The following is a 23982-nucleotide window of genomic DNA, read 5'->3' as shown; positions in this document are numbered from 1 at the left end:
GGGCCCCGGGGCCCCTGGACAAAACCAGTCAACGCCTGGAGTCGGGTCAACCCTCCGCTTCAGTCGCCTCCAGCAGCTTGTAGAGCGTCTTGCGGTCCACATCGAGCAGCCGGGCCGCCTCGCTCTTGTTGCCACCCACCGCATGGAGCACATGCGCCGCATACCGGCGCGACAGCTCCGCGAGGCTGGGCATGTCACCCGCGAGCCCGGTCAGCCGCTTGGGCGCATCCCCAATCGGCTCCGGGAAGTCCTGGGGCCCCAGGACGCCCGTCACGTTGAGCGCCAGCGCGCGCGCCACCACGTTCTCCAGTTGCCGCACATTGCCCGGCCAGTCGTAGGCCGTCAGCCGCGACATCGCCTCCGACGTCACCACCGGACTCACCCCGCCCCGCGCATGTCGCGACGCGAAGTGCACCACCAGCGCCGGGATGTCCTCGCGCCGCTCGCGCAGGGGCGGCAGGTGCAGGTGCACCACGTCCAGGCGGTACAGCAGGTCCTCGCGGAACGCGCCCTCCGCCACCCGCTCCTTCAAGTTGCGGTTCGTCGCCGCGACGACGCGCGCGTCCACCTTCACCGGCACGCTCTCGCCCACGCGGCGAATCTCACCCTCCTGCAACACCCGCAGGAGCTGCGACTGCACCTTCATCCCCACGTCGCCAATCTCGTCGAGGAACAGCGTCCCGCCGTTCGCCTCCTCGAACACGCCCCGCCGAGCGCCCGACGCGCCCGTGAAGCTGCCCTTCGCGTGGCCGAACAGCTCGCTCTCCATCAACGACTCGGTGATGGCGCCGCAGTCCACGGGGATGAACGGGCCGGAAGCACGAGGCGAGCGCTTGTGCAGCGCCCGCGCCACCATCTCCTTGCCCGTGCCCGTCTCGCCCGTAATCAACACCGGCACGTTGCTCGCCGCCGCGCGGGCCACCTGCTTGTACACCTCCAGCAACGCCGGGCTTCGCCCCACCAGCGCGCTGCGGTCCACCTGCTGGCGCAGCGAGCGGTTCTCCTCCACCAGCCGCTTCTGCTCCAGCGCCCGCCGGGCCACGCGGAGAATCGCGTCCACGTCGAAGGGCTTGGCCAGGTAGTCGAAGGCCCCCAGTTGGATGCTGTCCAGCGCGCCCTCGATGTTGCCGAACGCCGTCACCACAATCACCGGCGTGTCCGGAAGGTGCGCCTTCACCTCCTGCAACACCTTGAGCCCATCCCCCGGCTCGGGCATGGCCATGTCCGTCAGCACCAGGTCGAACGAGCCCTCCGCCAGCTTCTCCTGCGCCGCCTTCGGGTGCGCCGCCTGCGACACCGTGCCCAGCGGTCCCAGCAACCGCTGGAGCAAATCCCTCGCCTGAGGGTCATCGTCCACGACGAGGATGCGGGAAGCACTCACGAGGCCACCTTGCGGATTCCGGAAGCTGTGGACGACTCCGCGGAGTCGACGGTGCTCCCCACCGTCGGCCGCGTCACGCGCGCGAAGCGGACCACCACGCGCGTGCCCTTCCCCTCTTCCGAGCGCACCGTCAACGTCCCGCCATGCGCCTCCACCACGCGCTTCGTGGTGGCCATGCCCAACCCATGCCCCGGCAACGAGCGCACCTCCGGCGCGCGGAAGAACGGCTGGAACAGCGAGGCCATCGCCACGGGCCCCATGCCGATGCCGTTGTCCACCACCTCCAGCACCGCGTCCGTCCCTTCCACGGAGACGCTCACCGTCACCCGAGGCTCCGGCCGCCCCGCCGTGTACTTCACCGCGTTCGTCAGCAGGTTGCGCGCGGTGACCTGCAGCAGCTGCCCCGGGCAGTCCACCGCGACGCCCGCTTGAAGCGTCCGCTCCAGCGCCACGCCCTGCGCCGACGCCGTCTGCGCCACCTCCAGCAGCACCGTCGTCACCGCCGTGTCCAGTTCGCCCACGGTGCGCTCCCCGCGAGTGCCCGCGCGACAGAAGCGCAGCAGGGCTTCAATCAGCTCGCCCATGCGCACCGCGCTGGACTCGCACTGCGCCAGCATCTCCAGCGCGCCCGCGTCCGTCACCCCGCCCGTGCGACGGATGAGCGTCAGGTAGCCCCTGAGCGGCGCCAGCGGACTGATGAGGTCATGCGCCACGCGACGCGTGAAGGCATCCAGCTCCTGGTTGTGCCGGCCCAGCTCCTCGAGCTGCCCCTGAATCGTCGTCTCCTGGCGCTTGAGCAGCGAGGTGATGTGCCACCCCACCAGCATCGACAGCAGCATCGCCAGCAGCGTGGTGCCCGCGCCCAATGCCGTATTGCGCACGCGCAGGTCCGCCAGCCTCCCCACCAGACGCCGCGCCTCGTTCGCGTTCTCCTCCGACAGCGAGCCGCCCAGCGCGTCGAGCTGCGCGGCCACCGGACGGATGCGCTCGGCCAGGTGCCGGCGCGCGCGGTCCGCCTCCCGTCGCTGGGAGAAGACCGCCGCCGCGCGCACCTGGTCCGCCAGCCCCTGACAGGCCGCGTTGAAGCGCTCCCACGCCGCCTTGTCTCCCGGCGGCAGGTTGCGCGTGTACGCCTCCGAGGCGAAGCGGATGTCGGTGAGAATCTCCTCCATCACCACGTCCGCCGCCTTGCGCTCACCGTCGTCCGTGGCGCGGATGTGCGCCTCGATGGCCGACTCCAATGACAGCGCGTCCACGCGGATGCGGCCGATGAGGCTGGCGCGCTCGAGCGCCTCCTGCACCAGCGCATCCACCTGCGCGCTCGTGCGGACCTCCGTCCACAGCGTGAAGCCCGTGACGGCCGACAGCAGGGCCACCACGAAGAAGAAGCCTGCGCGATAACCGCGAATGGACGTGCGGGAGCTCACCAGGGTCCGACCTCTACCACGGAGGCACGGGCCCCGAGGACCCACGCTTCCGTCAAGGCACCGCCGTCCCGTCGCCTGCCACGGAGGCGTCCGGCTGCCGCGCCGACGGCAACCGCCGCCGCGCCCGCTCCAACGCCGACTCATAGAAGACGTCGGAGAGCTGCTCGTGCATCTCCCGCAGCTCGTTCAGCTCCCGCTCGCGCGCGAGCAACTGCGTGTTGTGCTCCTCCAGCGCGTGCCGGTCCGCCTCCGTGCGCACCAACTCCTCCAGGAGCGCCACGCGGCCCTGCTCCACCTCCGCGCGCTCGGCCACCAGCCGCTCGATGGTCGCCTCCAGCGCCGCCAGCCTCACCGCCACCGCTTCGGAGCGCTCCCGCTCCAACTGGTACTCACGCTGCCAGCGCATCGTCTCCTGGACCTGCGCCTCCAGGCGCTCAGGCGTGATTCGCGCGCACCCCGTCGCCAGCCACGCCACCGCCGCAGTCGCGCACCACAGGAACCGCATACACCGTCTCTCCCGCGCCGCGGTCGCGAGAGATTCGCGACGACGAGCTGCCACGGGCTCGCGCTCCCCAGCCGGGAACGCGCACGCAGCTTGCTCAAGTGCCCCGGTGTCGTCAAAGCGACAAGCGCTTGTCTGTGGAGCAGGCCCCCAATGTTGGAGCTTCAACTGAGGAGTTTCTCCCCAGCCCTCGCCTCGCGCGCGCCGCGCCTCACTCTGAGAAGGCCGCTGGCACGCGCGCTGCTCAAGCGCCTGCTCGCTGATACGGCGCAATCTCGCGTCGTGCCCCCTCAACGGAGCTTTCCATGAAGACCGTGTTCGCCGCCGCCCTGCTCGCCGCCGCCACCGCGTTTGCCAACACCCCGGCTCCGGCCGCCGCCCCCGCCGCCGAGGCCAAGCCGGCCGTCGAGGCTCCCGCCGCCGCCCCCACCGCGCAGCCGGCTCCCGCCGCCGAGGCCCCCGCCGCCGAGGCCAAGCCCGCCGCCGAGGCCAAGCCCGCGAAGGCCGGCAAGAAGGCCAAGAAGGCCCCCAAGGCCGAGACCGCCGCCGAGACCAAGTAGTCTCGATTTCCTCGTTTCGAGGAATCCATACGAGGGTGCCCTTCCAAGGGGGCGCCCTCGTGGCATTTCAGGGGTCTGTCTTGCCCCGGACACTTCGTGGCTGATAGGGCCTGCCCGGAAAAGCACCTGTGTCACTTACACCCCGCCTGGGTCATTGTCTCCGGCACGAACTCTTGACTTTCAGTAAACCTGGGATTTGACAGAAACACAGTAATCACGCTTAATGTGACTTCAGCGGATGACAGTCCGTTCCGGATACTTGCGGAACCCGTTGCAATTCGTCTTTTCCTGGAGTCACCCCATGGTGGAAGCCTTCTCGAAGGTGTCGGAAGCCTCGAAGCTCTTGCTGGAGAAGGGGCTCAATGCGAGCACCGGCGTCGAGTCTCTCGGGATGGTGGGCCATGCGCTGGGCGTGAACCGGGCGTACATCTTCGAGAACCGCACGCAGCAGACGTATGGCCGGTTCGTCACGGACCTGCGCTACGCCTGGGCGGAGCCGCCCACCGCGTCGGCGCTGGCGAACCCCGTGCTGCGCGCCTTCTCGTTCCGGGACTTCGCGCCGGGCTGGGTGGACATGCTGGAGGCGGGAATGGTGGTGGCATGCCCCACCCGCGACGCGCCTCCGATGATGCGGGACTTGCTGGAGCGCCAGGGGACGCAGTCGATTTTGCTGAGCCCCATCAACCCCTCCCGGCAGCAGTGGTGGGGCGTGGCGGTCTTCGAGGACTGCCGCGGCGCCCGGGCGTGGAAGCCCGAAGAGGTGTCGCTGCTGAAGTCGCTGGCGCGGGCGGTGGCGGCGTCGGTGCGCCACGGGCAGATGCGCTCGTCGTTGGATCAGGTCCGCAACAACCTCCGCGCCGCCGTGGGTCGCACGCCGGCTTCGGGGCACTGAAGGCCGGAAGTCGCTCCCCTGGTCGCCGGGCAGCCCGGGCACCGGCGACCCCCACCCTCGCGCGTGGACACCTCCGCCGAGCGTTTCTGCTACCCTGGCGGCCCCCTGCCCTACCGCCATGTCCTCCATTGACCCGACGGCGATCAGCCGGACCCGTTCCCCGGATCTCATCAGCGGCTACCGCCTCGAAAAACTCGTGGGCACCGGAGGCATGGGAGAGGTCCACAAGGCCACCCAACTGTCGCTGGGCCGCACGGTCGCGGTGAAGCTGCTCAACGCCGAGCTGGCCAAGGACCCGTCCTTCATCGCGCGCTTCCAGAAGGAGGCCGCGGCCCTCGCCGCGCTGAGCCATCCCAACGTCGTCTCCATCGTCGACAAGGGGAAGACGGACATCACCTACTACCTGGTGATGGAGTTCGTGGACGGGCCGTCGCTGCGTGAGTTGATCCGCGCGGCCCAGTTCGACGTCTTCGGCGCGCTGCGGCGGATGCTCGAAATCTGCCGGGCGATTGAGTACGCGCACGGCCGCGGCGTCATCCACCGGGACTTGAAGCCGGAGAACATCCTGCTGGACCAGCAGGCCGGTGGCATCGCCAAGGTGTCCGACTTCGGGCTCGCCTCGTTCCTGGAGGACGCCAGTCCCTCCTCGCGCTACGCGCTGACGTCCACGCACGTGTCCATGGGCACGCTGTCGTACATGGCGCCGGAGCAGCGGGTGGACGCGAAGAACGCGGACGCGCGCGCGGACATCTTCTCGCTGGGCGTCATCCTCTACGAGTGGCTCACCGGCGAAGTGCCGATGGGCACGTTCGACCCCCCGTCCCAGCGCAAGCCCGGGCTGGACAAGCGCCTGGACGCCATCGTCACCCGGTGCCTCAAGCCGGACCCCGATGACCGCTACCCGTCGGTGACGGCGCTCATCGCGGACCTGGAGCAGCTCGTTCCGGGCAGCCTGCCGTCGATGTTGCCGGTGAAGTTCACGCGCATGCAGCGCTTCAAGGCCGGCGTGCGCAAGGTGGTGCGCTTCACGGCACAGACGGCCGCGGTGCTGATGGTGCTGGCGGCGAGCTTCGTGCTGGGCACCGCGTTCTACCTGCATGGCGAGCGGAAGACGCCCATCCCGCCGGGCGTCGCCATCATGGCGAACAATCTGGCCGGGAAGACAGACCTGCGCGTGCCGGGCCGAGAGGAAACCAACCCCTCGCACCGGAACGTGACGCTGGGCGAGGGGCTCGACCACCAGAACCTCCTGGTCAACGGCAGGATCGCGAGCTTCGAGGACAAGACCCTTGTGTTCCCCTGGGAGGACGACACCGCGACCGTGGGTCGTGTGCAGGTGGACGTCACGCGCCGGGACGGGGACATCCTCAGCCTGAAGGGCAAGCTGTTCGTGGAGGAACCACCTCCCACGTGGAAGCGCCGCCTGAGCGACATGACCAAGCTGTACCAGCCCTCGCCATCGCCCTCCGTGGCCATGATGTTGATGGGCACCTCCGGCCGTTACGTGGCGCTGGTGCACAACGGCGTGGGCGAGCCCCTGCGCCTGGAATGGGTGCTGGGCGAGCGCCGGGGCACGATGCTCGGCATGGAGTCGCCCATGCCCAAGGCGGACGCCGTGGCGCTTGACGTGGAGCCGCCCAAGGCGGACGCGGTGGCGCTGGAGCTGGCGGTGGACGCCGAGGGCCGCCTGGAGGCCTTCATCGGCACCGGCAAGGACCGCCGGGCCCTCTTCGAGCCGTTGGTGCTCGGCACCGGCTGGGTGGATCAGTTCGGCGACGCGCCCTTCCCCGGCTTCGGCTGCATGGACGCCATCTGCCGCGTCTCCGGCATCACCTTCGTGATGAAGCAGTCCCCGCCCGGGGGGACCACGGCGCCAGTGCCCACGGTGGCCACCCCGCTGCCCCCGCCGGTGAAGACGGTGGCCGTCGCGGTGCCCGCCAAGGCGGTGGTGCCCAAGAAGGCGCCGCCCCCTCCCCCCAAGAAGCAGCCCGCCAAGCCCGCGCCGAAGAACGGAAAGCGCCGCTAGCCCCCTGCCGAGCACTCGAAGCGGACAGAGACTCGCAGGGGAATATGGCCAGTGACGGGGGATTGCATTATCCCTCGACCCTCCTATGCGCACCTTCCGCCGCGGCCTGACCGCGCTCGCCCTCGTCGCCGGCCTCTCGGGCTGCTCGCACTCCTCCCCCACCCCCAGCGCCGCGCCCCGCGTGCTGGAGTCCGCCGCGGAGAAAGCCCGGGCCGGTACGGACGAGGCGCGCACGCTCGCGTTCGCCGGCTTCCACGCGCACCTGCTCGAGGGGGACTCCGTCCAGGCGCAGCAGCGCTTCGACGCGGCCATCGCCAAGGACCCCGGGGACCCGTACGCGCTCATCGGCCAACACCTGCTCGCGCGCCGCGCGGGGCGTCCGGACCGGGCCCTCACCGCCGCGCTGGAGCTGGTGACGCGCGCGCCCACCCACCCGCTGGCCCTCATCGCCGCGCGCTACGCGCTGGACTCCGTGGGCACCGCGCCGCCGCTGGATGACGCCATCCTGAAGGCCACGCAGCAGGCGCTCGGCGCGGGCGCCACCGGAGAGACGGCCTACCTCTTGCGCGGCGCGCGGCTGTCCATCGCCGTGGGGCGCGGAGACACCCAGGCGCGCGACGCGGTGCTGCGCGAGCTGGGCGGCGTGTCCGAGGCGACGCTCGTGGGTCCCCTCTCCGCCTTCCACGTCCTGTCCTGGGACGAGGCGTTCCCGGCGAAGCAGAGCGGCTCGCTCGCGGGCCCCTTCACCGGCGCCTTCGGGACGATGCCGCCGCGCAAGCTGTGGGCGCCGGACGGACGGCTGGACCTGGCTGGTGAGCCCGGCGAGGGAGACGTCTACCTCATGGCCTTCGACGCGGAAGTCCCCGAGGCGGCCCGCTACGTGGCGCGCTCGGTGAGCGCCGCGACGCACCAGGTCCTCGTGGACGGCGCGCCGCTTTTGGAGCGCCGGGGCTGGGAGCGTGCCACCAGCACCATCACCACCCGCGCCGTGGAGCTGCCCGCGGGCAAGCACCGCTTCATCGCCCGCCTGCTCAAGGGCGCGACTTCCGGCGTGCTGTCCTTCTCGCTGATGCGCGCCGACGGCAAGCCCTCCAATGTGCGCTTCACCGCCGCCACGGGCGCGGCCCCTGGGACGTGGGGCAGCGCGCCGAAGACGTCCGAGGCCACGGGCGTGTACCCCACGACGCAGAGCCTGAAGGACGCGCTGGCCGGCGAGGCCGGAGACCTCTTGGCCACCGTGCTGGCGGCGCGTGACGGGCTGTCGCGCGACGCGGACGGGGCGCGCCGGCTGATGGCGGAAGTCGAGGCCACCTCGCCCGCGCTCCTGTCGCTGCGCGCGGAGGTGGCCGCGGCGGACCGCACGGTGCCCGCCAAGGTGGCGCGCGGCCGGGCCACCCGGGATTTGGAAGCGCTCCTGCCCAAGGACCCGGGCAACGTGGCCGCGCTGCTCCTGCGCGCGGACCTCTTCATGGACGACGGTCAGCCGGCCTCCGCGCTGGAGACGCTGAAGACGGCGAGCGAGGCCGTGCAGCCCCCCGGCTTCCCGCTGTTCCTGATGCGCGCTCGCGCGGCGCTGACGCTGGACGTGGACGCGCTGGCGGAGGAGTCGCTGGCGGCGGCGCTGCAAATCCAGCCGAACCTCTGCGAGGCGCTGGGCCTCCAGTACAACCTGGCGCGGCGGCGCGACGCGGTGGAGCGCTCCGACTCGCTGGTGGCGGCGCAGCGGAACTGCCCCGGCGTCCAGGCGCGACAGGCAGACCATGCGCGCACGCGCGGGGATTTGGAGACGGCCGCGCGCGCCTACGCGGAGATGCTCGCCCGCGACCCCACCAGCGTGAGCGCGGGCACGTCGCTGGCCACCCTGTACGTGGGGCTGCGCCGTCACGACGAGGCGATGGCGGTGCTCCAGGCGTTGACGGTGACGTGGCCGCGCAACGCGGAGCTGCTCAAGCGCATGGCGGACGTGCGCGAGTACGCGGGACAGACGGCGGAGGCGCTCGCGCTGCGCGAGAAGGCGCTGGCGCTGGAGGGCGATGACCTGTCGCTGCGCCGCGCGGTGGAGCGCGCGAAGACGGGCAAGGAGCTGCTCCAGGAGCACGCCATCGACGGCCGCGAGGCGATGCGCGCCTTTGACGCGGAGCCGGTCACCGGCGGCTCGGCCGTGTTCGTCCTGGATGCCGCGGCGGTGCGCGTGTACGCGGACGGCAGCATCATCAACCGCATCCACACCATCCAGCGGGCGCTGGAGCAGTCGGGCGTGCAGGAAATCGCGGAGGTGAACGTGCCCCGCGGCGCGCAGGTGCTGGCGCTGCGCACGGTGAAGGCGGACGGGCGCGTGCTGGAGCCGGAGAACATCGAGGGCAAGGACACGGTGAGCCTGCCCGGCGTGCAGGTGGGCGACAGCGTGGAGGTCGAGTATCTGCTGGCGGAGAGCCCGCGCGGCCCCGCGCAGCCGGGCTTCACGGCGTCCGCCTTCTACTTTCAAATCGCGAACCAGCCCAACGCGTGGACCACGTACACGGTGGTGGCGCCCAAGGGCTCCGGCATGAAGGTGGACGCGCACGGGATGAAGGCGCCCGCGCCGACGGTGAAGGGCGACGAGGAGGTCTTCCACTACGAGGCGCGCCGCGTGCCGCCGTTCATCCCCGAGCCGGACTCCCCTCCCTCTGGCAACGAGTACCTGCCCTTCGTCATGGTGGGCGCGGGCGCCACGGGCAACGAGGGCCTGATTCGCGTCTACGGCGACGCCTTCCAGGACCGCTGGCTGCGCACGGCGGAAGTCGTCGACTTCACGCGCAAGGCCACCCAGGGCAAGCAGGGCCTGGACGCGGTGAAGGCGCTGCACGCGGCGGTGATGCAGCGCTTCTCCGGACGGGACAACGGGCTGGGCCAGTCCGCGGCGTCCACGGTGGCACAGGACCGGGGCAGCCGGCTGGCGATGGTGAAGGCGGGCCTGGAGGAGTTGGGCATCCCCTCGCGCGTGGCGGCGGTGCGCACCTTCAACGTGGACCCCAACGACTACCTCTTCCCCAACGACAGCCTGCTGCCGTACGCGGCGCTGCGCGTGGAGGTGCCGGGCTCAGAGCCGGTGTGGGTGGACACGTCGGTGCGCTTCGGCCCCTTCGGCGAGCTGCCGGAGTTCGCCATGGGCGGGCGGGACGCGTACCTGCTGCCGGAGCCGGGCCGCAAGCTGGAGGTGGTGAAGACGCCCCAGGTGAAGGAGTCCGCGGGCAAGCAGGTGCGGCTGACGCTGTCGCTCGACGCGGAGGGCAAGCTCAGCGGCAAGGGCGAGGAGACGTACCTGGGGTTCGAGGCGGCGCAGCTCGCCGAGGCCTTCAACCAGCTCTCCGCGGAGAGCCGCAACCAGGCGCTCCAGGGCGCGGTGGCGCGGTACTTCGGCGGCGCGGCGCTCTCCAGCGTGAAGCTGGACCACGAGGACGCGGTGGGCGCGCCCTTCGTGCTGCGCTACGAGTTCACCGTGCCGCGCTTCGGGCGGCTGGAGGGCGACAGGCGCATGGCGCTGGGGCCCCTCACCTTCCCCGCGCAGCTCGGCCGGCGCTACGTGCAGCTCAGCTCGCGTCGCACGCCGCTGTACATCGACAACACGGAGGCCAGCAACACGCAGGTGACGGTGTCCCTGCCCTCCGGCTGGAAGCTGCCGGACCCGCAGCCGGCGCTCGACGTGAAGAACCCGTTCGGCCACTTCACCCGCACGGAGAAGCAGGAGGGCTCCACGCTCACAATCACGGAGTCCCTGCGCCTGCCCCGCGCGCGCGTCTCTCCGCGTCAGTACGAGCAGTTCTCCGGCTTCACCGGCGACGTGGACCTCATCCAGACGCGTGAGATGTTCCTCGTGAAGCCGTAGGCGCCCTCGCGTGGGGGGCGGGGTGGGAGACGGGCGCTCCGGCACCCGCCTGGCCCCCCGGCGTCCCACCCCCGCCTCGCGACTTCGGAGGGCCTCCCGGGTTGAATACGGGAGGCCCGCTCGCGTCTGAAGGCCCATCGACGTCCCTCGCGAGGGGGATGGCATTTTCAACAGGAGAAGACGTCATGAGTCCTCGAAGCTGGCTCTGGATGGTGGCCCTGCTGTCGGCCCCGGTGGTTCAGGCGCAGACGGCCCCGGTGCCCTCGGAGGACCCGGGTTATTCCGACGACGGCCGCGAGTACGCAAACGGCGACTACGACGAGGACTCCGACGAGGAGCTGGCGCCCATGGCCCCCCAGCCGCCTCCGTCGCTGCCCACCGAGCGCCCGTCGCGGCGGCCCTATGCCGGCGCGGTGTGGGCCTCCGGACACTGGTACTGGGATGGCGGTGAGTGGCGCTTCAACCCCGGCACCTGGGTGGCGCCCATGGCGGGCTACCAGTTCGTCAACGGCTATTGGGAAGAGGACCGGGGCAACTGGTACTGGGTCTCCGGTGGCTGGGCGCGCCAGGGCTCGACGGAGGTGGAGATTCCCATCGCCGTGTCCGCGGAGGCCCTCTCCACCCAGCAGGCCCCTCCCGCGCCGCGCCAGGAGGTCCGCCCGGCCGCGCCCGCCTCCAACCTCACCTGGGAGCCCGGCTACTGGTACTGGTCCGGCAACAACTGGGACTGGGTGGATGGCACCTGGGCCGCGCCGCCGCGTGCCGACCTGGTCTTCGTCTCGCCCCGCTGGGTGCAGCGCGGACTGTCGTGGCACTTCGTCGGCGGCGGCTGGGCCCCGCGCGGCTCGGTGAATGTCACCATCCCCGTCTTCCGCCACGCGCGCGTCACCGTGGGCTGGGGCCACCCCAACTACTTCGCCCACACGTGGTACCGCGCGCCCGCCGTCCGCTACTACTACCACCGCCCGTGGCGGACCTCCGGCCACTACTACCGGAATGACCGCGTCTGGCGCTCGCCGACCTACAACAGCTACTGGCGCAACCGCACCGCCTCGCCCCCCAGCCACCACGATGGCTACCGCAACGGCTCCCACCGCGATGACCGCTGGAAGGGCCAGCCGTCTGGAGGGGGGCGCAATGACCGCTGGCGCAGTGGCCCCAGCAACCGCTCGCGGACCCATGACGCGACGCCCGTCGGCGGTGGCAACCATGGCCGGGGCCGTGGCCGGGGCGACCGCCACCACTGATTGAAGTCGCGGCGTGAGCTGGTCATCGACGGCGGGGGCCCCTCGGGTCTCCGCCGTCGGTGCGTTCGGCCATCGCGCGCACAGGACAGTCGTCGCGGCGAAAGGCTGTCATCCCTGGGCGCCATTGGACAGACACGCCCAGGGCCCGAGCTTGCGCCGTCCGCCCGCGCACAAGTCCAAAGACAATCCTCGCCAGGAGAAAGCCAAACAGCCAAAGCCAGGGGGGCTTCCTATTTTTCAGGAGTTCCCATGACGTCATGGTCCCGTCTACTCACGCGACTGTTCCCCCTGCTCCTCCTGAGCACGGCCTGTGCCCCTTCGGAAGAAGCAGCACAGGTACCGGACGACCTCGGAGTCACGAGCGCCGCCATCACCCTGCCACCCGCCTATTCCGAGGTATTGGTGACGCGCGTCGAGCGCCCCACCGCGCTCGCCTTCACGCCGGATGGGCGGCTGCTCATCACCACCCAGCCGGGACAGCTTCGCGTCTTCAGTGGGGGCGTCCTGCTGCCGACCCCGGCGCTGAACCTCGCCTCCAAGCTGTGCTCCAACGGTGAGCGCGGCCTCCTGGGCATCGCGGTGGACCCGGTGTTCACCATCACCCGCCACGTCTTCCTCTATTACACGTTCAACAAGTTCAACACGTGCGCGTCGAACATCCCCAACGTGCCCGTCAACCGCGTCTCGCGCTTCACGCTGTCGGACGCGAACACGGTGGACCCGGCCAGCGAGAAAATCCTCCTGGACAACCTTCCGTCCACGGCGAGCAACCACAACGGCGGTGATTTGCACTTCGGTACGAACGGGTATCTCTACGTCAGCGTGGGTGACGGCGGCTGCCAGCTCGGAGACCCGAGCCGCTGCGCGGGCCAGAACACCACCGCGCGCCGCCTCGACGTGCCGCTGGGGAAGATTCTCCGCATCCGCAAGAACGGCGAAATCCCTCCGGAAAACCCCTGGGCCTCGGCCCCCGGAAGCCGCCGCTGCGCCAACCCCACGGGCGTTCCCCCGGGCACGGGGCCCTGCCAGGAAATCTTCGCCACCGGCCTGCGCAACCCGTTCCGCTTCGCCATGAGGCCTGGCACCAGCAGCTTCCTCATCAACGACGTGGGCCAGGGCCTCTGGGAGGAGATCAACGAGGGAGTCCTGGGCGCGGACTACGGCTGGAATACGCGCGAGGGGCACTGCGCCAACGGCTCCACCACCGACTGCGGGCCTCCTCCCTCGGGGATGGCCAACCCCCTCTTCGACTACAAGCACGGCACCAACCCCTCGAGCTCGCCCTTCCAGGGCTGCGACTCCATCACCGGTGGCGCGTTCGCACCTGAAGGCGCCTGGGCTCCCGAGGACGATGACGCCTACTTCTTCAGCGACTACGTCTGCGGCAAGGTGTTCAAGCTGACGCAGGGCTCGGGGGGCGCCGTGGCGGTGGAAGCGTTCGCCACCGGCCTGGGCAACAGCTCCGCGGTGACGCTGCGCTTCGGCCCCGCGGGCACCGGCCAGTCGCTCTACTACACGACGTATGTGGGCGGAGGTGAGGTCCACCGCATCAGCTACACCGGGACGCGCAATCGCCTGCCCATGGCGGCCCTCTCCGCGTTTCCCACCCAGGGCGCTACCCCGCTGAACGTCGCCTTCAACGGCGGCGCCAGCAGCGACCCCGATGGTGACGCGCTGACCTATCTGTGGAACTTCGGAGACGGAAGTCCCGCGGTGCAGACCTCCTCCGCCACCACGAGCCACGTCTACACCACGAGCGGCGTCTTCATGGCCGCGCTCCGGGTGAGGGACTCGAATGGGGCCACCTCCGTCCAGGCCGCCACCGTTCGCGTCGACGCGGGCAACACCGCTCCCACCGTCACCATCACCTCCCCGGCGATGAGCCTGCGCTTCCGCGTGGGACAGGTCCTGGTGCTCACGGGCCAGGCCACCGACGCGGAGGACGGCACGCTGCCGGACAACCAGCTCACCTGGCGCGCGGTGCTGCACCACAACGAGCACACCCATCCGCTGATGTCGGCCACCTCCGGCAACAACCTCCTCCTCGTCGCGCCCGAGCCCGAAGATTTGGACGCGGTGATGGAGAACTACGTGGAGGTGCTGCTCACCGCGAGGGACTCCTGGGGCCGGACCACCACCGTGTCACGCGACGTGCTGCCTCGCATCGTCGACGTGGCCCTGGCCACCGCCCCCTCCGGGCTGAGCCTGGACGTCAATGGAACCCGCTTCACCACGCCCACCGTCATCAAGTCGTGGGAGCACTACACGCTCAACGTCGCCGCGCCCCCGCAGCTCGATGAGCAGAGCGTCTGGCACGTGTGGACCTCCTGGTCCGACAGCGGGGCGAGGGTCCACGGCTACCTGACACCCGCCTCCCACTCCAGCCTCGTCGCCACCTTCCAGGCCGTCAATGGCTGGCAAGGCGACACGGCCCCCTGAGGCGCTCCCACGGCGCGGGCCGCGAGCTTGACTCGCGGCTCCGCGCCAGCCTCAGCGGCTCAGAGGTAGCATTTGGAGTCCTCGCCGCAGAAACCCCACTGTCCATCACAGCCGCACGGCAGGTCCGGGATGCAGTCCATCGCCGGGCACGTGGGCCCACCGCCTCCACCACCGCCCCCTCCCGGCAGGTCGTATTCGCAGACATTGCCGCTGTTGCAGACCACGCTCCGAGCGGCGGGACACGCATTCCAGCAGTCCCCCTCCCAGGTGCAGTCCGCCTGGTAACACCAGCCTCCACCGGCTTCCGCCTGCTGGGGGGCACCTTCACAGACGGCTTCACTGCTCGACTCCGCGCGAGCGGGACTCACGGCGAGGACCAACGTCCCGAGGACAAGACAGACCACGGTGCTCCACGACCTGGGCAACCGAAGAAACGTCATGGGAATGCTCCTTTCACGGCGGGCAGGCCCGGGCGCGAGAGCGCACGAGTGCCATGCAGCATACAGAAGCAGCCCGATTGCACGCGCCCTCAGGGAGGCAGGCCGGCGGACAACGCCTCGCGGATGTTGGCGGCCGTGTACTGCGTTCCCCAGAGGGCGTTCACCGCCAGGGCCACCCACTCCGCGCCGAGCACGACTCCGCCCGTGGTCAGCTCGAAGAGTCCCACGCGCGGGTCCGCCAGCTCACGCAGCAGGGGGGCCACCGCGGACATGTCCCGGCCGTAGTACTGGAGCACGCGCACCTCCCACAACCAGTTCACCAGGTTGTCCTGCACGAAGGGCACGAAGAGGACCTGGGAAGGACCGCCCAGGGTCGTCAGCAGGTGCCCCAGCGTCACCGTGTTGACCGAGTGGCCGTACTGGCCCACCAGCAGCCCGTGGTCCAACCCGCGCGTGTTCCAGTCCGGCGCGTTCAGGTGCAAGAGGGACAGCGGTGTCATGCGCGGGCCCACCAGGGACGCCAGCGTCTGCGTCTGCTCCACCGGGACGAGCGTGTCCCAGTCCTCGTGGATGACGAGGAACGGCGTGGTCAGCTTCGGCGCCAGGTGCTCGCGCGTCCACCGGCTGTAGTCCGCGCCCGGCGTGCCCGGAGGACCGCCCGTGGTGGCGTCGATGCGGCGCCGGTAGGGCTCGAAGAAGGTGGTGTACTGGCCGCGCAGCACCGGGTCCGCCACCCGCGAGGGGACGACGGACGTGAGGTAGTCGTACTGGCGCGCGAAGTCGGACAGCGGGAAGAGCGCCACGCCCACCTTGGGCCGGACCTCCGCCGGAGCATCCGCGGCGGCATAGAGCGCCTCGAAGCCGCCCCATGAACCTCCCAGGATGCCGATGCGCGAGCGGTCCACTCCGGGGGTCTGCGCGAGGAAGCGCAGTCCCGCGTGCATGTCGTCCCGGTCATTCTGGATGTCGCCCCCCGCGTAGAAGCGACCGAAGACGTTGAGCACGCCGAAGTCGTGGAACAGATAGAAGAAGGACTCCGCGGTGATGAACTCGGGCGAGCTGATGGAGAAGGCGATGGCGGACGAGCCCGCGTGGTGGTGGGGCTCGCTGTCGTCGGGATGAATCCCGGGCCCTCGCAGGGCCCACTTCTGGTCCACCCCCTCGCCCGTCCACGTGATTCCGTCATAGGGACGGGTGAGCATCATCGTGGGCCAGATGCCCGGGTTCCGGGGCGGGAACCACTGGGCGTAGGCGGGAGCCTTGCCGGCCTCCTGGAGCCGCAGCAGGTGGTACTGCCAGACCTGACCTCCGGCCTCCGCCTGCCCGGAGCCCAGCACCGTCACCGACAACGCGGGATTCGCCAGCTCGGAAGCTTCGGGGGAAATGCCCTCGGAGTCCGAGGCGGCGGCGGAGCAGCCCAGCAGGGCCCAGACGAGGAACAGCCATCGAGAAGTGCGCATGTGCCCCAAGACACCGTGCTGGGGATTTTCTGAAAGGGGGTCCGCGACTTTTCCGTCGCGGACCCGACAACCGACACTCAACGCTTCAGTTGTAGTGACAGATGTTATCGGAACCGCAGTAGCCCTGGGCTTCCTTGCACGAGCAATGGTAGTCGTCGGAGCAGAAGCTCATGGGGCAGGAGGGGCCGCCTCCGCCGCCACCGGGCTGCTGCGTGTAATGGCAGATACCGCCGACGCAAGCCACCGACTGCGCGGACGGACACGCGTCCCAGCAATGACTCTCGTCGACACAGAAGGACTGGTAGCAGGCGGAGTCGGAGAGCGCCTGGGGGTCAGCCTCCTTCTCGGCACCGACGCAGACAGGCTCCTCGGAGGACTCCGCGCGTGCGGGCCGCGCGGAGAAGACTCCAGCGAAGAGGGCGAGGAGGGCCACGACAGTCCACGGCAGGCGCTTGCGAAGTGACAGCATGCGGATGCTCCTTTTCGGCTCACACGGAGCCGCGCGGGGGTGCGCGGCGCCGGCGGCAGACTATCGGAGCCCCTCCACTTTCACTCCAGGCGTGTTTCCCCGCCACGAGCCCACCCGCACCGACAGCGGCGACCTGCCTCGAGCAGCAGGCCTCCCGGGAGGAAACGAGCACAGGAAGCGGAGCGCGTCAGTAGTAGCAGGTGTTGTCCGCGCCGCAGAAGCCCTGGGCATCGCGGCACACGCACTGGGAATCCTCGAAGCAGAATTGCTGGTGGCAGAAGGGGCCGCCGCCACCGCCACCGCCGGTCCGGTAGGTGTATTCGCAGGCGTTGTCGACACAGGCCGCCGTCAGCGCACTCGAACACGCCTGCCAGCAGTCACTCACCTCGGAACAGAAGGCCTGGTGACAGATGGCGAGCGACGCACTCTCCGCGTCCTGTTCACCGCCAATACAGACAGCCTCTCCCGTGGATTCCGCGCGGGCGGGCTGCGCGGAGAAGACCCCCGCGAAGAGGGTGAGAAGGGCGACGACACTCCACGGCAGGCACCTGCGAAGTGACAGCATGAGGATGCTCCTTTCGACTGAAAGGGGACCGCGCGGCGGTGCACAATCCCGGACACAGTCTACAGGAGCAATTCGATTGCAATCCAGGCGCGCCTCTCCGCCACACGCCCACTCGGACCGACAACGAGGGACTACTTCCCCGTGGGGGACTCCGGGTCCTTGAAGATGGCCACGTGCGGCAGGCCGTCCTGACCCACGTAGCCCCGGTACATGCCCGCGGAGTTGAAGGGCATGGCCACGTTGCCCTCCCGGTCCATGGCGATGACACCGCCCTCGCCTCCGGCCTTCACCAGCACGTCATTGACGACGACGTTGGCGGCTTCGGGCAGCGGGAGTTCCTGGTACTCGACGCGCGCGCAGATGTCGCGCGCCACCGTGTAGCGGATGAAGAACTCACCGTGACCGGTGGCGGAGACCGCGCAGCGCGGGTCCGCGTAGGTGCCGGCGCCGATGATGGGCGCGTCGCCCACGCGGCCGTAGCGCTTGTTCGTCATGCCTCCGGTGGACGTCCCCGCCGCGAGGTTGCCGGCCTGGTCCAGGGCCACCGCGCCCACGGTGCCGAACTTGTGGTCACCCGTCACCGGGTCGTAGCCGGGAGTCAGCGACGACGAGGGCTGTCCCGGCGCGGGCGTGGCGCGCTCCTTCTCCAGCGCGCGCTGGAGGCCCTGCCACCGCTCCTCCGTGAAGAAGTACTTCGCGTCGACCAGCTCCACCCCCTGGGCCTTGGCGAAGGACTCCGCGCCCTCGCCAATCATCATCACGTGCGGCGACTTCTCCATCACCTTGCGCGCCAGCTCGATGGGGTTCTTCACGTGGCGCAGGCCAGCCACCGCGCCCGCCGCGCGCGTCGTCCCGTCCATGATGGCCGCGTCCAACTCGTTGATGCCGTCATGGTTGAAGACCGCGCCCTTGCCCGCGTTGAAGTGGGGCGAGTCCTCCAGGATGCGGATGGCCGCCGTCACCGCGTCCAGGCTGCTGCCGCCCTGGGCCAGCACCGCGTGGCCAGCCTGGAGTGCCTGCTGGAGCACGGCACGGACCTCCGCCTCGCGCTCCGGAGAGAGGTTCGCCCGGGAGATGACGCCGGCACCTCCGTGGATGACCAGCCCCCAGCGGGGCTTGCGCGCGGCGGAGCCTTCCTGCGTGAGCCGCGCATCATCGACGCGCGCGGACTCCGTGCTGGCGCAGCCCATGGGGATGAGCAGCAGCGCGGTCCCCGCGACGAGGCCCCGGGGAAGAGAAGGGAGCGAAGCGAACATTCGGCGACCTCCAGCGGCGGCGACCGGGAGACGAAGCGTGTGCGGCATCGACACCCCGAGTCCCGGCCAGGGTGTCGGGTCGGTAGCACGGCGACCAGACAGGCACAACGACGGCAGCTCGCCTGCTCCCCAGACCACTGGCGGGACATGGGCAGAGAGCCTGGTTGATCGCCACATCCCCCGTGCACGGACGAAGCACCGTGCACAGAGTCGGGAGCGTTCAGGGACAGGAGCGCGCGATGAAGAAGCTGAAGGGGTTGCGGGTGGCGGTGTTGGCGACGAGCGGCTTCGAGCAGGTGGAGCTGACGCGGCCCGTCAAGAAGCTGGAGCGCCAGGGCGCGGAGGTGACGATTGTGTCGCTGCTGCCCGGCCACATCCGCGGCATGAACCACATGCTCCCCGGCAAGAAGGTCCGCGTGGACGCGATGCTGAAGGACGTGAAGGCGGCGGACTTCGACGCGGTGCTCCTGCCTGGCGGCCTCATCAACCCGGACACGTTGCGGCAGAGCGCGCTCGCGAAGGACTTCGTCCACGACGCGGACTCGCTCAACCTGCCCATCGCCATCATCTGTCACGCGCCCTGGCTGCTCATCTCCGCGGGGCTCACCGAGGGCCGCACCCTCACCTCGTGGCCGGGCATCCGCGACGACGTGAAGAACTCCGGCGCGCAGTGGCGCGACGAGGCGATGGTGCGCGACGACAACTGGGTCTCCAGCCGGGGGCCTCAGGACCTGCCCGTCTTCGAGCGGGCCATGGTGGAGCTGTTCGAGGAGAAGATGCCAGAGGTGCGCGAGCGCATCCGCCACGCCGAGGAACACCCCGCGCCCGCGCGCTACCATGCGCCGACGGAAGCCACGCGTCGCTGGCCTCGGCTGCTCGCGGGAAGCCTGGCCACCGCGGCCCTGAGCTTCGGCGTCCGCAGACTCGCGGCGCGCTGAGCGGCCTCAGGCACAGCGGGCGAGGACTTCGCGACGACCGCGTGCCCGGGGCGACCTCGAGCGGGAGCGACTTCCCTGCTCACCACACCCATGAGTCCCATGGACGGGACGCCTCGCGGAACCTTCGCGAAGCGTCCGAGGCCCGGGGCCCCGCGTGCGTCACATCCAGCCGAGCTGGAGCCGCGCGACGTCCGTCATCCGGCCCTGGTCCCAGGGCGGGTCCCACACCAGCTCGACGTTGGCTTCCTTCACGCCGGGCACCGAGCCGACCTTGGTGCGCACGTCGTCCACCAACACCGGGCCCATGCCGCAGCCGGGCGCCGTCAGCGTCATCTGGATGTCCACGCGCTGGCCACCTTCCGGCAGTGGCTCCGACTTGCACGCGTACACCAGCCCCAGCTCCACGATGTTCACCGGAATCTCCGGGTCATACACCGTGCGCAGCTGCTCCCAGACCTGCTCCTCGTGGAAGGTGCTCGGGTCCCCCGCGGCCTTCTCTTGCGGCGCGTACTCCGCGCCCAGCGCCGCGCCGTCCTTCTCGTCGATGCGGAAGAGCTGTCCGTAGGGGTCCTGCACCGTGATGTTGCCGCCCAGGGTCTGCATCACCCGCAGCTCCGCGCCCTCCGGCAGCACCACCCTGTCACCACTGGGAATGATGGTCGCGGGAACCTCCCGCTCCAGCATCGCCGTCACGCCTCGCATCGTCCGCTCCCTCCTTCCCTACTCCGTGGAAATCGCTTCATCTCGCCCTTCCAGTGCCGCGCGCATCGTGTGCCACGCGAGGCTGGCGCACTTCACCCGTGCGGGGAACTCGCTGACGCCGGACAGCACCGCGAGCTTGCCCAGCGACTCCACGTCCACCGACTCGGGCCCCTCCGTCACCAGCTTGTGCACCTTCTCGAAGAGGGCCTCCGCCTCCGCGCGCGTCTTGTCCTTCACCACGCCAGTCATGAGCGAAGCCGACGCGCGGGAGATGGCGCAACCCTGTCCCTGGAAGCCGATGTCGCGGATGACGTCTCCGTCCACCTTCATCGTCACGGAGAGCTGGTCTCCGCACAGCGGGTTGTGCCCCGCCGCCTCGTGGTTGGCGCCCTCCACCACGCGGTAGTTGCGCGGCCTCTTGGAGTGCTCCAGCACCACCTCCTGGTAGAGGTCCTTCAAGTCGTCCGAGCCCGAGCTCATCGGAACACCTCCCTCACCTTGTGCAGTCCCCGCACGAGCGCGTCCACGTCCTCGCGCGTGTTGTAGAGCGCCAGGGACGCCCGCGCCGTCGCCGGCAGCTTGAAGTGCTGCATCACCGGCTGCGCGCAGTGGTGGCCCGTGCGGATGCAGATGCCCTCGCGGTCCAGAATCGTCCCCACGTCGTGCGGGTGGATGTCCTCCAGTGTGAAGGACAGCACGCCCGCCTTCTCGCGCGCGGTGCCCACCAGCCGCAGCCCCGGCACCGACTCCAGCGCCTGCGTGGCGTAGGCCATCAGCGCCCGGTCATGCTCGGCGATGGCGTCCAGCCCCAGTGCCTGCAGATAACGGATGGCCGCGGCCAGCCCCACCGCGCCCTCCAGGTTCGGCGTCCCCGCCTCGAACCGGTGCGGCACGCGGTTGTACGTAATCTTCTCCATCGTCACGGAGAGAATCATGTCGCCGCCACCCTGATACGGCGGCATCGGCTCCAGGCGCTCCAGGCGTCCGTACAGCACTCCAATGCCCGTGGGGCCGAACAGCTTGTGCCCGCTCAGCGCATAGAAGTCGCAGCCCAGATCCTGCACATCCACCGGGAAGTGCGTCACCGACTGCGCCCCGTCCACCAGCACGGGGATGCCCTTGGCGTGCGCCCGGCGCGTCAGCTCCTTCACCGGGTTCACCGTGCCCAACGCGTTGGACACGTGTGTCACCGCGAGGATGCGCGTCTTCTCCGTCAGCAGCGCGTCCACCGCGTCGAGCACCAGCTCGCCCCGGTCATCCACCGGAATCACCCGCAGCGTCGCGCCCGTCTGCTCGCAGAGCATCTTCCAGGGGATGATGTTCGCGTGGTGCTCCATCTGGGTGATGAGGATTTCATCCCCGGGCCCCACATGCTTGCGGCCATACGTCTGTGCCACCAGGTTGATGGCCTCGGTGGTGCCGCGCACGAAGATGATTTCCCGAGCGTCCCGCGCGTTGAGGAAGCCGCGCACCGTCTCGCGCGCGCCCTCGTACGCCTCGGTGGCGCGCTCGGAGAGGACGTGGACGCCACGGTGCACGTTGGCGTTGTCGTGCTGGTAGAAGCGGACGATGGCGTCGAGGACGGCCTGCGGTTTCTGCGCCGTCGCCGCGCTGTCCAGGTACACCAGGGGCCGGCCCCGCACCTCCTGGTGAAGCAGGGGGAAGTCCTGACGGACGCGCTGCACGTCAAACGAGCTCATGCCGTCACCTCCGTCCGGGGCGCACCCGGAAGCTTCGGGGCGAGCAGCCCCTCCACGCTCGCGCGCACCGGCCCTTCCGGCACCGCATCCACCAGCTCCCGAGCAAAGGCATACGTGAGCAACCGCTCCGCCTCCGCGCGGGGAATGCCTCGCGAGCGCAGATAGAACAGTGCCTGCGCATCCAGCCGCCCCACCACCGCGCCGTGCGCGCACTTCACGTCGTCCGCCAGGATTTCGAGCTGCGGCCGGGTGTCCGCCTGCGCGTGCTCCGACAGGAGCAGGTTGCGGTTCTGCTGCCGCGAGTCCGTGCGCTGCGCGTCCTGCCGCACCTTCACCAGTCCGTGGAAGGTGCCGCGCGCCCGGTCATCCAGCACGCCCTTGTACAGCTCGCGGCTGGTGCAGCGGGGCACCGCGTGGTCCAGCGCCGTCCACTGGTCCAGGTGCTGCGTCCCCCGCCCCACGTACAGGCCATTGAGGGTGGCGTCACCGCCCTCGCCCGCGAAGGTGACATGCACCTCGTTGCGAGCCAGCACGCCGCCGAAGGCGAAGTTGTGAGACACGAAGCGGCTGTCACGCCCCTGCCGCACGTGAAGCCCGCCCACGTGCACCGCCGCGTCACCCTCCGCCTGGAGCCGGTAGTGCTTCAAGCTGGCGTTGTCGCCCAGCGTCACCTCCGTCACCGCGTTGGTGAAGCCCTGGCCACTGACGCCCGTCGCGCTGGCGTACGTCTCCACCAGCGTCGCCTCGCTGCCCTCTCCCGCCACCACGAGGATGCGCGGACTGGCCAGCACCGGCGCGTCGCCCCGGGTCAGGAAGATGAGCTGCACGGGCACTTCGCTCAGCGCGCCAGGCGCCAGGCGCAGCACGGCCCCGTCCTCCAGCAGCGCCGCGTTGAGCGCCGTGAAGGCATGCTCCGCCGCGAGGGCCCGCTGGCCCAGCTCCGCCTCCAGCAGCGCCCCGTCCTCCACCAGCGCGTCGCGCAGCGGCTTCAGCGTCAGGCCCCGCGGCAGGCCCGCCACCGACGACAACTCCTGAGACAGCCGCCCATCCACGAACACCAATCGAGGTCCGGGCAGCGCGAGCCGCGCCACCACCGCCGACAGCTCCGCCGTGCTCCCCGCCGTCACGACAGGCGCGAAGGCCCCGTCCGCGATGGGCGCGAGGTTGGTGTACTTCCACGCCTCGTCACGCGTCGTGGGCAGGCCCAGCCGCGCGAAGTGCGCGAGCCCCTCCTGACGCACGCGCTGGAGCCACGCGGGCGTCGTCGCGTCCCGCGCCTGGAAGCGCGAGGCCACGTCCACATAGCGAGTCACGCCCGGCGTCATCGCCGTGCCTCCCCGCCCTTCGTCGCGGCACCCTTGCCGTCCTGAAGCCCCAGCCAGCCGTAGCCCTTCTCCTCCAGCTCCAGCGCCAGCTCGCGCCCACCGGAGCGGATGATGCGCCCGCTCGCCATGACGTGGACCTTGTCCGGGACGATGTAGTCCAACAGCCGCTGGTAGTGCGTAATCACCACCATGGCGCGCTGGGGCGAGCGCAGCCCATTCACGCCACCCGCCACCGTGCGCAAGGCGTCGATGTCCAGGCCCGAGTCCGTCTCGTCGAGGATGGCCAGCCGCGGCTCCAGCACCGCCATCTGGAAGATTTCGTTGCGCTTCTTCTCTCCGCCGGAGAAGCCCTCGTTCACCGAGCGGTTCATGAAGGCCGCGTCGAGCTGCACCAGCTTCGACTTCTCCTTGGCCATCTGGAGGAAGTCCATCGCATCCAGCTCCTCCAGCCCCTTCACCCGGCGCTGCGCGTTGAGCGCGGTGCGCAGGAAGTGCAGGTTGCCGACGCCCGGAATCTCCACCGGGTACTGGAACGCGAGGAACACGCCTTCGGCGGCGCGCGCCTCGGGAGCCAGCTCCAAGAGCGACTTCCCGTCGAGCAGGACCTCGCCCTTCGTCACTTCGTAGGCATCCCTCCCCGCGAGCACGCTCGCCAGGGTGCTCTTCCCGGAGCCGTTGGGCCCCATGATGGCGTGCACCTCTCCGGCGCCCACCTCCAGGTCGATACCCTTGAGGATGTCCTTGTCGCCCACACGGGCGTGCAGATTCCGAACGGACAGCAAAGCCAT

20 protein-coding genes are annotated in these 23982 nt (G+C 70.1%); 7 read left to right on the top strand and 13 right to left on the bottom strand.

Annotated features, from left to right (window positions below; translation table 11 throughout):
- Positions 1-46: 46 nt before the first annotated feature.
- The 3 genes from G4D83_RS19945 to G4D83_RS19935 are packed head-to-tail and all read right to left on the bottom strand — an operon-like array spanning position 47 to position 3313.
- Positions 47-1381 carry a sigma-54-dependent transcriptional regulator gene (locus G4D83_RS19945; protein ID WP_163866381.1) on the bottom strand — a complete coding sequence of 445 codons (1335 nt, stop codon included), beginning with the start codon at positions 1379-1381 and terminating at the stop codon, positions 47-49.
- Positions 1378-2811, bottom strand: a complete 1434-nt coding sequence (locus G4D83_RS19940) for a sensor histidine kinase (RefSeq protein ID WP_163866568.1) — start codon at positions 2809-2811, stop codon at positions 1378-1380. The genes G4D83_RS19945 and G4D83_RS19940 overlap by 4 nt, the downstream gene beginning before the upstream one ends.
- Positions 2812-2860: 49 nt before the next feature.
- Complete coding sequence (locus G4D83_RS19935; RefSeq protein ID WP_163866380.1) at positions 2861-3313, bottom strand: hypothetical protein; 453 nt, start codon at positions 3311-3313, stop codon at positions 2861-2863.
- 302 nt (positions 3314-3615) lie between these two features.
- On the opposite strand from G4D83_RS19935, the gene G4D83_RS19930 reads away from it, so the two are divergent.
- The 6 genes from G4D83_RS19930 to G4D83_RS19905 all read left to right on the top strand — a co-directional run bounded on the left by G4D83_RS19930 (position 3616) and on the right by G4D83_RS19905 (position 14339).
- Positions 3616-3870 carry a hypothetical protein gene (locus G4D83_RS19930; RefSeq protein ID WP_163866379.1) on the top strand — a complete coding sequence of 85 codons (255 nt, stop codon included), beginning with the start codon at positions 3616-3618 and terminating at the stop codon, positions 3868-3870.
- Between the two features lie 301 nt (positions 3871-4171).
- A complete protein-coding gene (locus tag G4D83_RS19925; protein ID WP_163866378.1) occupies positions 4172-4762 on the top strand; it encodes a GAF domain-containing protein in 591 nt (196 codons plus the stop codon).
- Positions 4763-4880: 118 nt separating this feature from the next.
- Complete coding sequence (locus tag G4D83_RS19920; protein ID WP_163866377.1) at positions 4881-6788, top strand: serine/threonine-protein kinase; 1908 nt, start codon at positions 4881-4883, stop codon at positions 6786-6788.
- A gap of 85 nt (positions 6789-6873) precedes the next feature.
- Entirely contained in the window at positions 6874-10653 is a 3780-nt protein-coding gene (locus G4D83_RS19915) for a tetratricopeptide repeat protein (RefSeq protein ID WP_163866376.1), read from the top strand.
- A gap of 185 nt (positions 10654-10838) precedes the next feature.
- Positions 10839-11900, top strand: coding sequence for a YXWGXW repeat-containing protein (locus G4D83_RS19910; protein ID WP_163866375.1), 1062 nt, complete (start codon positions 10839-10841; stop codon positions 11898-11900).
- 249 nt (positions 11901-12149) lie between these two features.
- On the top strand, positions 12150-14339 hold the full coding sequence (locus G4D83_RS19905) for a PQQ-dependent sugar dehydrogenase (protein WP_163866374.1): 2190 nt from the start codon (positions 12150-12152) through the stop codon (positions 14337-14339).
- Between the two features lie 59 nt (positions 14340-14398).
- Here the strand turns inward: G4D83_RS19905 and G4D83_RS19900 are convergent, their stop codons facing one another.
- The 5 genes from G4D83_RS19900 to G4D83_RS19880 all read right to left on the bottom strand — a co-directional run bounded on the left by G4D83_RS19900 (position 14399) and on the right by G4D83_RS19880 (position 18529).
- Entirely contained in the window at positions 14399-14779 is a 381-nt protein-coding gene (locus tag G4D83_RS19900) for a hypothetical protein (protein WP_163866373.1), read from the bottom strand.
- Positions 14780-14868: 89 nt separating this feature from the next.
- A complete protein-coding gene (locus G4D83_RS19895) occupies positions 14869-16239 on the bottom strand; it encodes an alpha/beta hydrolase family protein (protein WP_163866372.1) in 1371 nt (456 codons plus the stop codon).
- A gap of 85 nt (positions 16240-16324) precedes the next feature.
- On the bottom strand, positions 16325-16708 hold the full coding sequence (locus tag G4D83_RS19890) for a hypothetical protein (protein WP_163866371.1): 384 nt from the start codon (positions 16706-16708) through the stop codon (positions 16325-16327).
- A 187-nt stretch (positions 16709-16895) separates the two neighbouring features.
- The gene (locus G4D83_RS19885) at positions 16896-17273 is read right to left on the bottom strand and encodes a hypothetical protein (protein ID WP_163866370.1); all 378 of its coding nucleotides are present in this window, start codon (positions 17271-17273) and stop codon (positions 16896-16898) included.
- A gap of 131 nt (positions 17274-17404) precedes the next feature.
- Complete coding sequence (locus tag G4D83_RS19880) at positions 17405-18529, bottom strand: isoaspartyl peptidase/L-asparaginase family protein (protein WP_163866369.1); 1125 nt, start codon at positions 18527-18529, stop codon at positions 17405-17407.
- Positions 18530-18768: 239 nt separating this feature from the next.
- Here G4D83_RS19880 and G4D83_RS19875 point away from each other — a divergent pair, with 239 nt between their 5' ends.
- Entirely contained in the window at positions 18769-19467 is a 699-nt protein-coding gene (locus G4D83_RS19875) for a type 1 glutamine amidotransferase domain-containing protein (RefSeq protein WP_163866368.1), read from the top strand.
- A gap of 159 nt (positions 19468-19626) precedes the next feature.
- Here the strand turns inward: G4D83_RS19875 and sufT are convergent, their stop codons facing one another.
- The 5 genes from sufT to sufC are packed head-to-tail and all read right to left on the bottom strand — an operon-like array spanning position 19627 to position 23982.
- Positions 19627-20169 (bottom strand): putative Fe-S cluster assembly protein SufT, encoded by a 543-nt coding sequence (gene sufT, locus G4D83_RS19870; RefSeq protein ID WP_163866367.1) that lies wholly within the window; start codon positions 20167-20169, stop codon positions 19627-19629.
- Positions 20170-20187: 18 nt separating this feature from the next.
- Positions 20188-20649, bottom strand: a complete 462-nt coding sequence (sufU, locus tag G4D83_RS19865) for a Fe-S cluster assembly sulfur transfer protein SufU (RefSeq protein ID WP_163866366.1) — start codon at positions 20647-20649, stop codon at positions 20188-20190.
- Complete coding sequence (locus tag G4D83_RS19860; protein WP_163866365.1) at positions 20646-21869, bottom strand: cysteine desulfurase; 1224 nt, start codon at positions 21867-21869, stop codon at positions 20646-20648. Before G4D83_RS19860 ends, sufU begins: the two co-directional genes overlap by 4 nt.
- The gene (sufD, locus tag G4D83_RS19855; protein WP_163866364.1) at positions 21866-23194 is read right to left on the bottom strand and encodes a Fe-S cluster assembly protein SufD; all 1329 of its coding nucleotides are present in this window, start codon (positions 23192-23194) and stop codon (positions 21866-21868) included. The genes G4D83_RS19860 and sufD overlap by 4 nt, the downstream gene beginning before the upstream one ends.
- The gene (sufC, locus tag G4D83_RS19850) at positions 23191-23982 is read right to left on the bottom strand and encodes a Fe-S cluster assembly ATPase SufC (protein ID WP_163866363.1); all 792 of its coding nucleotides are present in this window, start codon (positions 23980-23982) and stop codon (positions 23191-23193) included. Before sufC ends, sufD begins: the two co-directional genes overlap by 4 nt.

The sequence above is a fragment of the Myxococcus eversor genome (assembly GCF_010894455.1).
Classification (GTDB): domain Bacteria; phylum Myxococcota; class Myxococcia; order Myxococcales; family Myxococcaceae; genus Myxococcus; species Myxococcus eversor.
This window is presented reverse-complemented; position numbering and strand designations above follow the sequence as displayed.